The organism is Cyclobacterium sp. L-R (assembly GCF_056859355.1).
In genome coordinates this window covers 98626-113064 of record NZ_JBSXOH010000097.1, presented here as the reverse complement: position 1 = coordinate 113064, position 14439 = coordinate 98626, and the positions used below count along the sequence as shown (strand labels likewise).

General features: G+C 39.1%; 9 protein-coding genes. 1 reads left to right on the top strand and 8 read right to left on the bottom strand.

Features of this window, described 5'->3' with window-relative positions; all coding sequences use genetic code 11:
* Window positions 1-66: 66 nt before the first annotated feature.
* The 5 genes from AC13EX_RS22130 to AC13EX_RS22110 all read right to left on the bottom strand — a co-directional run bounded on the left by AC13EX_RS22130 (window position 67) and on the right by AC13EX_RS22110 (window position 7389).
* Window positions 67-2163, bottom strand: a complete 2097-nt coding sequence (locus AC13EX_RS22130) for an alpha/beta hydrolase family protein (protein ID WP_482894383.1) — start codon at window positions 2161-2163, stop codon at window positions 67-69.
* 411 nt (window positions 2164-2574) lie between these two features.
* Window positions 2575-3462: a sugar phosphate isomerase/epimerase family protein gene (locus tag AC13EX_RS22125; protein WP_482894382.1), complete on the bottom strand. Its 888-nt coding sequence runs from the start codon at window positions 3460-3462 to the stop codon at window positions 2575-2577.
* A gap of 10 nt (window positions 3463-3472) precedes the next feature.
* Window positions 3473-4651, bottom strand: coding sequence for an alpha/beta hydrolase family protein (locus AC13EX_RS22120; protein ID WP_482894381.1), 1179 nt, complete (start codon window positions 4649-4651; stop codon window positions 3473-3475).
* 28 nt (window positions 4652-4679) lie between these two features.
* Window positions 4680-5948 carry a dienelactone hydrolase family protein gene (locus AC13EX_RS22115; protein ID WP_482894380.1) on the bottom strand — a complete coding sequence of 423 codons (1269 nt, stop codon included), beginning with the start codon at window positions 5946-5948 and terminating at the stop codon, window positions 4680-4682.
* Window positions 5949-5976: 28 nt separating this feature from the next.
* Entirely contained in the window at window positions 5977-7389 is a 1413-nt protein-coding gene (locus tag AC13EX_RS22110) for a putative oxidoreductase C-terminal domain-containing protein (protein ID WP_482894379.1), read from the bottom strand.
* 975 nt (window positions 7390-8364) lie between these two features.
* On the opposite strand from AC13EX_RS22110, the gene AC13EX_RS22105 reads away from it, so the two are divergent.
* Window positions 8365-9783: a tagaturonate reductase gene (locus AC13EX_RS22105; RefSeq protein ID WP_482894378.1), complete on the top strand. Its 1419-nt coding sequence runs from the start codon at window positions 8365-8367 to the stop codon at window positions 9781-9783.
* Window positions 9784-9864: 81 nt separating this feature from the next.
* Here the strand turns inward: AC13EX_RS22105 and xylA are convergent, their stop codons facing one another.
* The 3 genes from xylA to AC13EX_RS22090 are packed head-to-tail and all read right to left on the bottom strand — an operon-like array spanning window position 9865 to window position 14366.
* Window positions 9865-11178, bottom strand: coding sequence for a xylose isomerase (gene xylA / locus AC13EX_RS22100; protein WP_482894377.1), 1314 nt, complete (start codon window positions 11176-11178; stop codon window positions 9865-9867).
* Window positions 11179-11216: 38 nt separating this feature from the next.
* Window positions 11217-12707, bottom strand: a complete 1491-nt coding sequence (locus tag AC13EX_RS22095) for a xylulokinase (RefSeq protein WP_482894376.1) — start codon at window positions 12705-12707, stop codon at window positions 11217-11219.
* A gap of 15 nt (window positions 12708-12722) precedes the next feature.
* Window positions 12723-14366 carry a sodium/sugar symporter gene (locus AC13EX_RS22090; RefSeq protein WP_048644235.1) on the bottom strand — a complete coding sequence of 548 codons (1644 nt, stop codon included), beginning with the start codon at window positions 14364-14366 and terminating at the stop codon, window positions 12723-12725.
* Window positions 14367-14439 lie beyond the last annotated feature (73 nt).

The window sequence follows — 14439 nt, the reverse complement described above, 5'->3', positions numbered from 1 at the left end:
ATGCTTTTTAACTGTATTCATCTTTTCAGGTCAAATCTGTTCCTAAAATTGAAACAATACCCTTCCTTAAGGATTAAGCCATTTTGTCAAATGGGCTTTTCTATCTTTTGCATTTTTTACGGAAAGGGCTTTGATTTTTTCCTTACCTCCACGCTCAGGCAATAGGGAGTGTTCTTTTTTCAACTCTGTATTTTCATGAAGCACTAATGGATTGGTAATGCTCAAATTTTCCAACAAGTCTGGCAAATCATAATGCTTCAATGCACCAGCTACTGAATAATTAATTTCACTAGTATTGTACCTGAAAGACTCTACAATTCCTCTGTAAGAACTCATTGGATCTACTAATGCTATTGAAGATATTGCAGGGTTGAAATTGGCCGCATGAAGCAGTACCGAAGACATTTCTCCTTTAGCAAGGCCTTTTATCTCTCTAGCTCCCTCTTTCTCCTGCAAAACAGCTACCAGACGATTGGCATCACCTGCATTAATCCCCACAATGCTTCTTCCAATAAGAATACTTTCAAACCAAAGGTTATATGAATGGCCGTCGAAATTAGCATCGCCTCTAAAACCTCCATTACCCATCTCTCCAGTATTCAAAAGATCCGGAGCAAGTACCATGGCACCTCCTTTGACCAAAGCCTCCATGTCTCCACCTACACCAGCATCAATAGCTTTACCTGATGGATCTAAATAAAGCACCGCTTTATCTGTAGCATGATTAGGTTTCATTAATAGGTAAGGCAACCAGTAGTCTCCTTCTCCCTTCATCAAGTGTTGTTCTATGGTATACCCATCACGTTGATACCTGCCAACCATCATGGTTTCTGACAATGCTTCCGGCTTTTTATAACCCGAAAGTTTTCTTGCCCAGTCTACCTTCTCTTCCAAAGAGCCATTCAATTCCTGTAGTTCAGCCTTGTTTAGGTCATAGGTGGTTTTGCCATTGTAGCTGCTCACCAACTGCCCTGTAGGAGAAACCTGCAACACCTCCATTGATAATGTATCGATGTCCTGGTCTTCCACAGCTCCTGGTAAGTCAAGATGTTTTCTAAAGAAAGCATACATGCGTTCTCTGTTCTTCTTTGTAGAAGCATGGCCATCATCATCTTCAATTTTTTGAAAGTTCTCTGATACACCATAAGCATCATAAATTCTTTGTACCTGTTGACTGGTTTCTCTTACCCCCTCTATATTGAACATGTCACGGGTAGTAGAGATAAGCAGGTTGGGTTTTGGTGCCCTGACGATCATTAGATCGGGATGGTCCAACCCCTTTGCAATGGCATGGTAGAAATTTTGTTCGGCATCCTGAGGACCATGAGTAAGCATCAGTCGCTTGAAATTGGTAATGTAATTTTCAGGTGCAGATGCATTAATCCTCTCATCAAAAGCAGCGATATAAGAAGATTGCGTACCTCCTCCTGACCTTCCTGTGATTCCAATTCTATCTGGATCCACTTCTTTTCTAGTCATCAGGTAATCAACCACCCTGATACCATCCCAAATCATGTGTCTGGCCTCTGAAGAACCTACAACAAATGCTTGCGCTCCTGGATAAGAATGTTGCTTAGTTGGGCCTCCTACCAGATCTTTATTTGTGTCATGATCAAAATATTCCAATCTTTCTCCTTGTCCAACGGGATCAAAGCCAAAAACAATAAACCCTTTCTTTACCAAATTAAGAATTACATGCTGGTAAGTAGGAGCTCTATAAGCCAAAGGCGTATGTCCTGAGCAATAAATAATGGTAGGGGTTCTCCCTTTTACTCCATCAGGAATAAAAAGAGTCCCACTCACAAAAAATCCCGGTTGGGATTCAAATACAATGTTTTCAAATTTATATCCATTCCCTCTATGCTTTCCGGTAACTTTTGGATTCAAAGGTGTTTTTTCAGGAAATGGTCCTACCGCCTCCATCAGTTTGTCTTTGGCTTTTTCTTGCCAGTCTTTCCATTCATTCAAAGAAGAGATAGAAGCAATGGCCTTGTCTCTTTCATCAAGCATATCAAGTGCTAGTTGGCTTTGGTGCTTGTAAAGAGCATTAGGACCGGCGGTGAAGTTAACCCAGTGAGATTGAATCACTGTTAGATCTTCCTGGGAGAACCCGATAGAAGCCAAGCCAATAAAAAGCAGTAGTGTCAGTGGTATTTTTTTCATTTATAGAAAGTTTGTAATTTAACAGTACAACAGGTTTTCACAACCAGTTGTGGCTTTTTTATAAAAATAATTTAGTTAAGTATCAATTAGCCCCATTATTTGCTGGTAACTATTGGAATAAAAACGAAAGGCTTTTTCCTTTAAAACAAAAGAAAAATCCTTCCTAATATATTGTAAATTGAAAAGACCAACTATTAAAGTCCTCATTCTCAATATTTACACTTGATCTGGAACGACGTAAGGAGGTCGACTAGGCCTAGTGAGCATGGTGTCTGCTTCAGAATCATTGGCAAAACTTCTAATAATCCTCCATGAACCTGACTCCTCTTTCCAATCTGTAAGAAATTTAAGCTATCTTCTTCTGTGTCTCTAACCAGTTTCACTTTTTTGAATAATTGTTGTTCTCATGGGCTATAAGTTTTTTAGGTATTGCTCAAAAGTCTTTTTCTGAGCAATCATTGCCGCTAATTTGTCAACAGGATCACTATGAGCTTCAATTAGTATCCAGCCATTGTAATCCGCTTTATGCATCAATTTGAGAAGCTCCTGAAAAGGATAATCATTTTCATCAAATGCCCGGATATGGGTAGTGTCTCCCAACCATTGTTTGACCATATCAAAATTCCCCTCAAGCCCTGGTTCCATTAGATCGGTATTGTTACTATTCCAGCAAATTTTCACATTGGAAGAAGTTACCTGATCAAATATTTCTTTCATCACAGGAAGCTGTTGGGTTACTTTTCCATGAACTTCTACACGCACCAACTGACCATAGTCTTTGGCATATTCACCTACCTCGCTGAAGGATTTGGCGATTTGAGCGATGGTTTTCTCTCGTGACACTTCTTCTGGAAGTCGATTGGGCTTTACTTTAATTCCAGTAGCACCAATATCATGGCACAATTTTATGTATTCCTTAGTATCTCTAATATTTGCGGCCAACTCTGCTGGGTCAGGGCTATGGTATTCATAATTACTACCATAACCAACGCAGGTTACTGGACTGCCTTTAAATCTCTTTTTAACTTCTTTTCGTTCTTTTTTGCTAAGACTCGTTTCCACGCCGTGAGCATGTTGTGTCCGAAGTTCTACACCTTCATACCCTGCTTTTTCACAGTTGGATATAAGTTCAGGTAATGCCCAGTCTTTTCCCCACAGATAGGTCACTAAACCCAACTTCATAGAAGCCACTTTAGGAATAACAGGACTGGCCCATGTGGTCCCCATACTGCTCAGTGCTATACCTGACAAAAGGCTTTTCTTAAGAAATTCTCTTCGATTATTTTGATCGTTGTTCATTGTTTTGGGTTTACCATTTTACGTTATCTATGGAAGTAATTCCATAAGCAGGGAAAGGATTCTTATCATTAAAAGGATACAATGCTTTTTGGTCTTCGACTGTAACGGCTTCTTCTTTTAAGCGGCCGTCACTGTACATGGCTTTGGAAAGATCCAATTTTAAATTTTTAGCTAAAAAAGGATATACAGCTTTTCTTTTCTTCTCATCATAGCCATGATTGTCCTCTGGGATATGCTTGTTCTCAACTTTTTCAGAATGACCTTTTAGTCCATAAATGTACTGAAGGAATGGGTATTCCACATTCGGGGTATTCTTGGTCCAGTCACCTCCCACAGAGGTTAATAAAAGAGGTTTTGGTGCAAATACTGCCGCAATCTCTACATTGTTGGTTTGATAGTTCTTTGATTTATGTATTGGCATGCCACTCTCACACTCACATCCACCAAAGAAATGAGCAGAAACCATTACTACTGGCGCTGCAACATCGATTCGATCATCCACTGCTGCCAATAGAAAGGATTGTGTTCCTCCTCCTGATGCACCGGTAACCGCCAGTCGATCGGGATCCGCTCCCAAGGAAAGGATAAAATCCACGCTTCTGATACTGTTCCATAATTGCAATTTGAGCACATCTCCTTCTCTATGTTCCCAGCCAATTTCACCCATTTGACCATAACCAACAGCATCATAAGCCCAAACTATTGCACCCATTCTGGCCATAGAGGCAAATCTTTTTTGCGCATCAGGTCTGTACCTTCCTACATCTCCAGGTTTTGTCCAGTGTCCATGAGGACTAAGAATCCCTGGTGCTTTACCGGGGTTTTCACTAGGCATGTACAAACTTCCGGTTACAAAAACACCTGGCAAACTTTCGAAAGCTATATTTTGAACCACATAGCCATCAAATTTTCTAATTTCACCCATAATTGGTTTTAAAGGTGACTTTTTAGGCATTTTAACTAGGTCCGTTCCCTTAAGTATTTGTTTTCTAATCTCAGCAGCTCTTTTGTTCCAAGCTTTTTCGGTGCTGTACTTTTTCTTCTCCATTTGGAGAAATGCTGCTCCTTCTTCTTCTGTCCAATGATCACCAACACAGAGCAAGTCTGAATCTAAACTTTGGGCATTCACTACTTCTGGAAAAGTAAAAACCAGGAAGAGGATTACTACTAAATACCAATTTGATTTCATAAGGAAGGTGTTTTTCATAAAGAAATAGTTAATTTTTCAACCACTGATCCCACCACTCAAAAGCCTCTATTTGCATGGCTTGGTCAAACTTGTGAAGTCCGGGGTAATAAGAGGCTTTGTATTTGTCTTGGGCTCCGGCTTTATCAAATACCGCTTCAAGAATTTTATCTGCTTTTTGCATTTCAGGAAGGGTGTACAACTGATCGTCAATATCATTGAGCACCAAGGTGGGTAATGGAACTCTCAAACCAAGAATTTCAGGGAAATCCAATTCATTGGGCAGTCTTGGCACATAGGCCATCCAGGTATGTGTATAAGCCCTGTTCAATAAAAAATCTGTCCATGTGCTCATAAAACCAACACATACCGCACATTTGATACGGTGATCCAATCCTCCCATCATCACTGTTCGCAATCCTCCACCTGAAAGGCCTCCACAACCGACTCTGTCCGGATCTACATCTTTTCTGGCAAGTAAAACTTCCAAAGCGACTTGATCCTCAGCGAAAAACACTGCAGGCCAGCTAGTACCTCCGCAAAACAAGGACTTGGCCATGATGTGTTCATGATCTGCTGCCCATTTATTATAGGCTGAGATGTTTTCTTCTTTTTCAGGGTTTTCATCAGTCAAACCTCTCCTTCGATTCTCCGGAACTTCTTCCAAGAGCACCCTGCGGCTAGCAAAAGTGAAGGAATCGGGCACTATTACCACATATCCTCTTTTGGCGATTTCATTGGCCCAAGCCTTTCCTTCATAATAATGATCCTGATGTTCTATCATCAGTGGATGCTGCGCTTTACCTGTTCTTGTAATTTTTCTTAAGCCAAAATATTTATTTCCTCCATGGTCATGAAAAGCCAATATGGCTGGTAACCTTCCTTTAACTCCCTCAGGCTTGATGACCAAAGCTTTGGTGGGATTGCCATAGGGAAGCTGCCAACTTATTTCTTCAAAACGCAAACCATCATTGACATAAGTATCATGAACAGTTACCTCTGGGACCTTACCCAAATCAGGAATTCCCAGTCTTTCTTTGGCAGTGGACATGGCTTCCATTTTCCAGGATTCAAGAGCTGTGAATCGTTCGTTTCTGAAAGAAAGCGAGGGCAATTCTTTGCTTATCAACCCATTGGCCCAAGGGCCATATGGACCGATGATACTAAGGTCACTTTTGCTCATGGCAAGGTCTTTTATAGCAGATGAAAAAGCAAAACTTTGAGGAGATAATACTCCTCCTGCTAAACCAAACCCTGCCAATCCTGCAGTTTTGATAAAGTCTCTTCTTTGCTTTTTCATCTGCTTGTATTTTTTTAGTATGAATTTATTATTTGGCCAATTCTAAAGCCTGTGTAGTAACGTAGTATTTGGCCAACATATTAGGCACTTCCCAATCAGGTAATTTACCTTCTTTAAGGTATTTGATATAGGTTTCTGTTACTTCCCTGAAATGATCTTCATGGCCATGTCGGTAAGCTTGTGGGATTACAACTCTCCAAGAGTTTTTACCTTCTACTTTCACAACATCCAAATCTTTAAAGGTACCAGCTAGTTCTTTTACATGCTTGGTAACATTGGCTTCAAACTCAGCCAAATCCTGACCTTCTACAGGCTCTATGTATAGCTCAGGTTTATAGTTTTCTTCAGCATCTTGTCTGATAACCAAGTTTGCTTTGGTACCTCTCATGATAGAATAATGCGTATCCGCAGAACCTTCAGGCGCTTTGTAATTCCAGATAACAGATACCTTCGCATGCACCCCATTGATCTTGTAATTAATTTCTCCGTTGCCATAAACCTTCAATAAGCCGTCAGACACCACTGACTGAAGGTAATCAGGGAATTCAGTAAGGTTTGTAGAACTAGTGAACTCTTCAAGAGTAAGGTCTGTGGTCCACCTCTTGGCATTGATCATTTCGATGTCAGTCTTATAATCTATGATTTTATTTGGAAAACTTTCCCATTGTACCAAATCAACCAAGTGGGTAGTAACATCCACAATACCATTCCCTTGTTGATTTACGTCATAAAACCATCCTGGCCTGATCAGTTGCTTTCCTGAAACCAACTTAGAAAAATGGTGAATACTCTCTTTGGTAATGGCCGGATTGTCAACTGTTCCTTTTTCCATTTGTCCGAACACATCGGGAATCAAAGAAAACTCTCTTTGGAGAATCGTAGAGATCTCAAACCTTTCGGTCATGATATCATACAGTAAAACATTGTTTTTTTCTGCCAGCTCGAAAGCCTCCTTTAATGTTTCAAAACCTTTGGCATCAATGGCCATTGGTTTATCTGCCAAAACATTTATACCTGCTTCAATGGTTGCCTTGATATTGGCTGTTTTCTCTTTATTGTTTCCAGCAGTAAGCATTACGTTACCCTTCTTTTCACTAAGCATTTTTTGAAGGTAGTCGTCGCCTTTGTATACCTCAAGTTCCCAACTGGTAGGATCCTCTTCACGGGTATTGTAGCTTTCAATTGATTTTAAATAAGACTGCAACTCTGGACCATCAGGAGCATAAACGTAAACTTTAGGGTCTACTTGCTCATACATGGATTTTTTTACGAGGTGGGCATGAAAGTGACCTGGATCAAGAGTCAACAGTTTAATTTCATTCTTACCTCCTGTAAAGGTGGTTTTCACTTCTTCTTCCACATTTTTTTCATTGGAACATGATACTGATAAAAGCAAAATTGAGGCAGCAAATGGTGACCAAAATTTACTATTGAATTTCATAAGATCTAGTTTTGGTAATTAAATAAAATTAGGTAATAATTACTTTGGGACAATCTATTTTTGATGCAAGAAAATCCAATTATTGTTCTAAATAATAGAACAGCAAGAAAACTCATCAAGGGATTAAATATAAAGAATATAAAAGGAGAATAAAACAAAAATTGGAGCAAGGGATTGCATTTTATGCATTTCAAGCATATAATTCTTTATAAGCGGTATTGTCTAACAATGAGTAAATTTCTACTTTAAATGTAATATTGGCTTGATTAGGAGCATACAGGCGCAAGATCATCCATTCGGAAGTTAAGTTACTAGGCTTTTCTCCTTACTGTCGAACAGATCATTGTTCTATTTAAACCCTTATTTTTAGTCATTAATACAGGAAAAGTCAATTTTTTACGAGCGCTGTCGCTAAAAAATGAAATACAGACGTTAAAACCCTGTATTCAAATCTTACTATCAAAATAGTCGATGCGATTGAACATTGATTTTATTGTAATTGTATACCTGTAAGTGCCAGCATTAAAAGGTCTTAGCAAATCATTCTATTAGCCGGCAGAAATACAACATGTAATTCCAAATTTTATAATCATATTAAGCTCATATCGGTATGAAATTTGATGAAAATATACCGTATTGGGTAGCTTAAATTGAAAGATAGGATAATAATACATCAGGTCTACTTTTAAAAAAAACAGCCAATTTGATGCAATTTTTCGTAAGTAATTATGACATTGTGAAATCATTGAGATATATGGACAGAAACAACATGTAAATTGCTTGAGTTGAAAGTCTATATTAATTTAGGAATGAACAATTTAGTGAATTTACTACCACGCTTTAATTATCATTATCCATAGACTTCAAAGAACTTGATTAGGAAGAAGACTTTTCCATAAAAAATAAATCACCTAATTAACCATCATAACAAGAAAAAATTCAAACAACATTAACAATACTAATTGAAAGTAAAGCATGAAACCATTAAATAGACAAAATATCCCAACTCCCACTTCTCGTCCAATAAAGGTAATCCAATTTGGCACGGGGAATTTTTTACGAGGATTTGCTGATTGGATGATTGATGTCCTAAACGAAAAAACATCATTTGATGGAGACATTCAAATGGTACAAGTGCATAGCCGAAAGCCGGCTCAAGGAATAAATGACCAGGAAGGCTTATACCATGTTTTAACGAGGGGAATAAGTAAGGGAAAAACAATAGAAGAAAACAGGCTCATCCAGTCAGTAAGAGGGGCCGTCAATCCATTTTTAGACTATAATGCCTATTTGGAAATTGCAAAAATACCTGAATTAAGGTTCGTAATTTCCAACACTACCGAAGCTGGGATTTATTTTGATGAAAATGACAAAGACTGGGCCACTTCTCCTGAATCCTTTCCAGGAAAATTAACAGCTTTGCTTTATCGGCGCTTCAAGCATTTCAAAGGTGATATTGAAAAAGGACTGGTAGTTATTCCATGTGAGTTGGTAGAAGACAATGGTAAAAAATTAAAGGACAACATTTTAAGATACATTGATTTATGGGAACTTCCAGGATCATTTGAAGATTGGATTGTCAAACACAATACTTTCTGTAATACCCTTGTAGACAGAATTGTCCCAGGATACCCTGTGGGCAGTGGAAATGAAATTCAGGCTCAGCTCGGATTCAAGGATGAACAAATGGTAATGGCCGAACCTTTCCACTTCTGGGCCATAGAAGGTCCGGATTGGTTGAGGATGGAATTGCCTCTTGACAATGCAGGCTTTAATGTACAATTTGTAAAAGATATTGCACCATTCAGAACCAGAAAAGTGCGTATATTAAATGGTGCCCACACTTGTTTGGTACCTGTTGCTTATCTGGCAGGGATCAGATTGGTTAAAGACGCCATGGAAAATGAGGAAACCAGTAATTACCTTAAACAGGTTATCTTTAATGAAATAATACCTGCAATGGATCAACCAGCTGCTAGTGTAACTCCTTTTGCAGAAGACGTGCTTGATCGATTCAGAAATCCATTTATCAAGCATAAGCTCAGTGACATTGCTTTAAACGCTATTTCTAAGTGGAAAGTAAGGGTATTGCCATCCTTGCTAGATTACATCAATAAAAAAGATGAAATCCCAACTGGAATGGTTCAAGCATTTGCTGCAATGATTGTTTATTACAGAGGTCATTATAACGCTGAAAAGACACCCATCAATGACAAAACTGAGATTGTGAAATATTTTGATCAGGTATGGAAAATCAAAACGCCTGATGTAGTGGTAGAAAGTGTTTTGGCCAAGATAGATTTTTGGGACCAAGACCTTAATTTGGTTTACGGACTGAGTGAGGCTTTGATTAAAGAAGTAAAAGCACTTTTGGCAAAAGAGAAAGTACAATAAGGATTTTGCCTTAAAAAATCGCATAAAAAAAAGCAGCTTAGAATTCATAAGCTGCTTTTTTTATAATTCAAATATAGTGTTTTAGATGTATTGATTTAGAATATTTTCAAACATCTCCTGTTTTCCACTGATCATTTTTGGATCACCAATTTCCAATGCATGGCTTCTCAAAGCTTCAAGATCAAGTTTACCTGATTCAAATTCTTTTCCTTTACCACTATCAAAAGAACTATAACGTTGCTTCCTTAATGATTGATATGGTGATTTTTCCATGATATCACTGGCAATGAGCAAACTTCTGGCAAATGCATCCATACTTCCTACATGTGCATGAAAAAGATCATCCAGGTCGGTAGAATTCCTACGAATCTTAGCATCAAAATTAACTCCACCAGAAGTAAATCCAGGTCCTTGCAACAATACTAACATTGCCTCGGTAAGCTCTTGTAAGTTGATCGCAAATTGATCGGTATCCCAACCATTCTGATAGTCACCTCTATTGGCATCTATACTACCTAGAAGGCCTGCATCCATCGCTACCTGTAGTTCATGCTGAAAAGTGTGGCCAGCAAGGGTTGCATGGTTTACTTCCAAATTCAATTTAAAGTCCTTATCCAGTCCAAAATGCCTAAGGAAGCCAATAACAGTAGCTGCATCATAGTCATACTGGTGTTTAGTAGGCTCCATTGGCTTTGGTTCAATTAGGAAAGTACCTTTAAACCCTTGTTTTCTACCATAATCTCTGGCCATGGTTAAGAATTGAGCCAAATGCTCTGTTTCCCTTTTCATGTCGGTGTTTAGCAAAGACATATAACCTTCTCTACCTCCCCAAAAAACATAATTTTCACCTCCAAGCTCAATGGTAGCATCTATGGCATTTTTAACCTGGGTAGCAGCTCTACTTACCACATCAAAATCCGGATTGGTAGCTGCTCCATTCATGTATCTAGGATGACTAAATACATTTGCAGTTCCCCAAAGTAATTTTATTCCTGTTTCTTTTTGTTTTTCTTTGGCATAGTCCACTATAGCTCCCATGTGTTTCTCATAAGTGACAATGCTGTCTCCCTCATCAATAAGGTCTATATCATGAAAACAATAAAATGGTGCACCAATTTTTTGAATAAATTCAAATGCGGCATCCATTTTTTCTTTGGCTCGCTGAATAGGATCATTGGATTTATCCCATTTGTGAACAATAGTACCTGGCCCAAAGGGATCATTTCCTGTAGCACAGAATGAGTGCCAATAAGCTATAGCAAAGCGAAAATGCTCCTTCATCGATTTTCCACCAATCACTCGGTTTTCATCGTAATATTTAAAAGCCAATGGATTATTAGAATCCTTCCCTTCAAACTTAATTTTATCAATTTCAGGAAAAAACAAATCAGACATAATTGTATTTTTGTTAGGTTTTAGATAAGTATTTTTAATTATTTTATCAGGTTCAAGCAATCCTCCCATTGCTTATAAACCTCCCCATATGCTTCAATCTTCTTTGCATCGGGTTCAAAATCCTGGATTTTAACCAGGCCTTGGAAAGCTTCCTCAGGACCAGAATAAATGCCCGCCCCTATTCCGGCTCCTCTTGCTGCTCCTTGAGCACCATCTGTGTCATAGAGTTCGAGAGACACATTGTTCATATTCACGAAAGCTTCTCTGAAAATTGGACTTAAAAACATATTGGCCTTACCGGCCTTCACAGTTTTCAAGTTGAGGCCCATGTTCTTCATTATATTAAACCCATAGGTCAATGCTGCAACAATCCCCTCCTGCCCGGCACGAAAAACATGTCTCTTGTCGTGCTTCAACAAGTTCAATTTTGAAAGTTGTGCACCGACTTGTTTGTTCTCCAAAATCCTTTCAGCCCCATTTCCAAAAGGCAAAAAGCTTAGCCCTTCTGCTCCTATTGGCACTTCGCCCGCAAGTTGATTCATCTCTCCATAATCGAGAAATTGACCTCCAAACGATCGCTTGAGCCAACTGTTCAATATGCCCGTTCCATTCACACAAAGTAAGACCCCATAACTAGGGTCATCTTTCTGATGATTGACATGAACAAAGGTATTGACTCTGGAAAGGGGATCATATACAGGCTTGGTGCTAACGCCAAACACGGTTCCAGAAGTTCCAGCCGTAGTGGCCAATTCTCCTTCTTGAAGTACATTTAGGGAAAAGGCATTGTTAGGCTGGTCACCAGCCCTATAAGTAACCGGGATTCCAGTATCTAAGCCTAATTCCTTGGCAACCTGAGGCAATAAGCCACCTTGCACACCAAATGAAGAAACCGTTTTGGGTAGTAAATCAGCACTTATCCCATAGTGATACAACAGTCGGTCGGCAATATTATTTTCTAGAAAATCCCAAAAAACTCCTTCCGACAACCCCGTCTCAGAGGTAAGGATCTCGCCTGTAAGCTTCATAGCTATAAAATCACCAGGAAGCATTATTTTATGTATTTGTTCATACCTATCAGGTTCATTCTCCTTTACCCATTTAAGCTTTGAAGCTGTAAAGTTACCCGGAGAATTGAGCAAATGACTGAGACAGTAATCACTTCCTAAACTTGAGAATGCTTGATTGCCAATTTCCACTGCCCTGCTATCACACCAGATGATGGCAGGCCTAATTACAGACAAGTCTTTGTCTACCATCACGAGGCCATGCATTTGATAGGAAATACCTATAGCCTTTACCTCACCGGCTTTTACATTCCCCTGTGTAATTATATTTTTTGTCGTTTCTTTGATGTATTTCCACCACAATTCAGGATCCTGTTCCGCCCAGTCCTTTTGAGGGGAATCAATGCTCATCTCTACTTCAGGAAGCCCTTTTGCGGCCACTACCTTACCGGAATCTGCGTCCAAGAGGGTGGCTTTTACAGAAGAACTGCCAATATCATATCCTATAAGGAGTTGTCTCATGTTACGAATTAATATTTACCAAAATACAATGTATAGGGCCGCTATAATACCAGATATCAGTATTGCTCCTATTTTAAATTGAGTACTTGTCCTAAAAAGATCTTTGGTGATCTCTATTCCTTTAGGATGGTCTTTTCCTTTACCTTCTACTAAACTGATAAGGATTATAAGGCCTGAAATGATAAGGAAAACCAAACCCATTCGGTCTATAAATGGTAGAGTCGGGGTCAAAAACTTGAAAGCAGCTGACAAAGGAATAGTAAGTGCAGCAGCAGTTAATGCGGCATTTGAAGTGGTTTTTTTCCAGAAGAAACCAAACATAAAAATGGCAAACACACCTGGCGAAACAAAACCAGTATACTCCTGTATGTACTGAAAAGCCTGGTCTAATTCCCTTAATGCTGGTGCGACGATGGCTGCAACAATAAAGGCAACAACTGCTGTTATCCTTCCTACCCTAACCTGCTTTTTTTCTGAAGCATTTTGGTCGAAGAAATTCTTATAAATATCCAAAGTAAATATAGTGGAAGTACTGTTGGCCATAGAAGCCAAAGAGGATACTATTGCTGCTGTCAATGCTGCAAATGCCAAACCTTTTAAACCTGATGGTAGCAATTGAAGCAAGGTAGGATAAGCCCTATCTGATTTGATTATACCACTAACAGGGTCTGTCATGGATTCAGCAAATGATGGATCTACTCCTTGGTTTACAATTACCAAAGCAGCAATCCCAGGTATCACCACAATTAAAGGCATTAATAATTTTAGGAACCCAGCAAAGACCATCCCTTTCTGCGCTTCATTCAGTGATTTTGCAGCCAAGGCCCTTTGCGTGATGTATTGATTAAATCCCCAATAACTAAGGTTAATTACCCACATTCCGCCTATGAGTACGGAAATACCCGGTAAATCCATATAGGCATCTCTTACTCCTCCTGCTCCATCAGGGATCATCATCTCTCCCTCATTTATTATCATATTGAAATGTGATGGGGCTTCTCTAAAAAGCGTTGCAATTCCTGCAAAAACATCTCCGGAGCCAACTATTGACAGGGCCAGATAGGTAGTTGCTAATCCACCTAGTACCAGGAAAAATACCTGAACTACATCTGTCCATGCAACCGCTTTAAGTCCCCCATATATGGAATACAACATGGCAAATACTGCCAATCCTGCAATCCCATAGATCATTGGTACACCTAATATGGTTTCAAGACTTAATGCGCCTAGGTACAATACAGAAGTAAGGTTTACGAATACATAAACCAATAGCCAGAATACAGCCATTACTGTCCGTACCCTACTGTCGTACCTTTTGAGTAGAAATTGAGGCATGGTACTAATCCCTTCCTTCAGATAGATGGGAAGGAAAAATATAGCCACAATAATCAATGTTGCTGCAGCCATCCACTCGTAAGTAGAGATAGCCAATCCAAGAGCAAATCCTGATCCAGACATCCCAATAAATTGTTCTGCTGAAATATTGGAAGCGATCAATGAGGCTCCAACTGCCCACCAAGGCAGGGCCTTACTTGCTAGAAAATAATCGTTGGAATCTTTTACATGGCCTTTTTTCTCTCTTGATACAAAATACCCCATCAAGATGATAAGGATACAATAACCAACAAATATTGCCAGGTCTAATGAGGTGAAATTCATGAATTTTGGATTAATGGGTTTGTAGTTTTGTCAATTCAATCGGATATTAAGGGTCAAAAACTAAGGTGCAATA

Excerpts from the sequence above, each read along its gene's own strand:
- AC13EX_RS22095 (WP_482894376.1), bottom strand. The coding sequence starts at position 12,707 with ATGAGACAACTCCTTATAGGATATGATATTGGCAGTTCTTCTGTAAAA.
- xylA (WP_482894377.1), bottom strand. The coding sequence starts at position 11,178 with ATGTCTGATTTGTTTTTTCCTGAAATTGATAAAATTAAGTTTGAAGGG.
- AC13EX_RS22115 (WP_482894380.1), bottom strand. The coding sequence starts at position 5,948 with ATGAAAAAGCAAAGAAGAGACTTTATCAAAACTGCAGGATTGGCAGGG.
- AC13EX_RS22090 (WP_048644235.1), bottom strand. The coding sequence starts at position 14,366 with ATGAATTTCACCTCATTAGACCTGGCAATATTTGTTGGTTATTGTATC.
- AC13EX_RS22130 (WP_482894383.1), bottom strand. The coding sequence starts at position 2,163 with ATGAAAAAAATACCACTGACACTACTGCTTTTTATTGGCTTGGCTTCT.
- AC13EX_RS22120 (WP_482894381.1), bottom strand. The coding sequence starts at position 4,651 with ATGAAATCAAATTGGTATTTAGTAGTAATCCTCTTCCTGGTTTTTACT.
- AC13EX_RS22110 (WP_482894379.1), bottom strand. The coding sequence starts at position 7,389 with ATGAAATTCAATAGTAAATTTTGGTCACCATTTGCTGCCTCAATTTTG.
- AC13EX_RS22105 (WP_482894378.1), top strand. The coding sequence starts at position 8,365 with ATGAAACCATTAAATAGACAAAATATCCCAACTCCCACTTCTCGTCCA.
- AC13EX_RS22125 (WP_482894382.1), bottom strand. The coding sequence starts at position 3,462 with ATGAACAACGATCAAAATAATCGAAGAGAATTTCTTAAGAAAAGCCTT.